The organism is Vibrio sp. 1874, from assembly GCF_033344395.1.
Lineage (GTDB): Bacteria > Pseudomonadota > Gammaproteobacteria > Enterobacterales > Vibrionaceae > Vibrio > Vibrio alginolyticus.
The window spans coordinates 1-1,086 of the sequence record NZ_JAWPOR010000164.1; the positions used below are offsets into that span (position 1 = coordinate 1).

The 1,086-nt window shown below is 47.5% G+C and carries 2 protein-coding genes; one reads left to right on the plus strand and one right to left on the minus strand.

Annotated elements, in window-relative coordinates; all coding sequences use genetic code 11:
- Positions 1–421, plus strand: a 421-nt coding sequence (locus R8N46_RS25335; RefSeq protein WP_412079899.1) for an alpha/beta fold hydrolase, incomplete at its 5' end; no start/stop codon positions are given.
- Between the two features lie 21 nt (positions 422–442).
- Here R8N46_RS25335 and plsY read toward each other — a convergent pair.
- Entirely contained in the window at positions 443–1,054 is a 612-nt protein-coding gene (gene plsY / locus R8N46_RS25340; protein WP_005479185.1) for a glycerol-3-phosphate 1-O-acyltransferase PlsY, read from the minus strand.
- Positions 1,055–1,086 lie beyond the last annotated feature (32 nt).

The window sequence follows — 1,086 nt, forward strand, 5'->3', positions numbered from 1 at the left end:
CTTTGCGATGCTAGATACCATCAGCCAAGTTCAAGGTGTTCCTGGGCCTATTATCGAAGCCGTTGCACCACTGTTCTTTGCGAATAACGCGGATCAAGTTCACCCAGAATTGGTCGCTTCATTTAAACAAAGCCTTGAATCGCTAACAGGTGAGCGAGCTGTAGAAGTTGCTCGTATCGGTCGCATGGTGTTTGGGCGACGTGATGTGATTGAAGATGCAGAAAAATTCGCACTGCCAACATTGATCGCAGTTGGTCGAGAAGATAAGCCGCGTCCGGTATTTGAATCTTACCTAATGAATGACTGCATTACGGGCAGTGAGTTGGTGGAGATTCCTGAAGCGGGTCATATCAGTTCGCTTGAACAGCCCGAGTTTGTGAATCAGATGCTGTTGAGCTTCCTAAACAAAGTTCACGCTTAAAATGCATTTAAAAACTCGGCGTTATGCCGAGTTTTTTTCTGTCAGTTTCTTTTCACCAATTTTAGGCTCTTCACCCGAAAGTAAACGACGAATGTTTTGATGATGTTTAAACACGATTAGACAACACAACATGGCAACGGGCAGGGTGTATTGCGGTTTGAACATCCAAGTATAAAACGGTGTGACTAACACAGTGACGAGTGCGGCAAGGGAAGAGTAGCGAAACAGGACTGCAACCGAGAGCCAAGTCAGCATAACTAGGCCTGTGAGGTCTAAGCCAATTGGAGCAATGGCACCAAGCGCGGTAGCGACGCCTTTACCCCCTTTAAAGTGGAAGAAAATTGGGTACATGTGACCAAGGCACGCCGCGATAGCAATAACGCCAAGAATGATAGGATCGATACCAAGAAAGTACCCCCCCCAAACTGGAATCGTCCCTTTGAGCATATCGCACAACAACACCGATACGGCCGCGCCTTTTCCGCCAATGCGCAATACATTGGTCGCGCCTGGATTGTTTGAGCCAACGTTACGAGGGTCTGGCAGTTTTAACAGGCGACAAATCAACACCGCACTGGAAACAGAACCCAGTAAGTAGGCGGCCATTGTCATTATCAGTGCCAGTGCGTCCATAGAAGTCCTTGATGGATTGGAAATTAATGCTC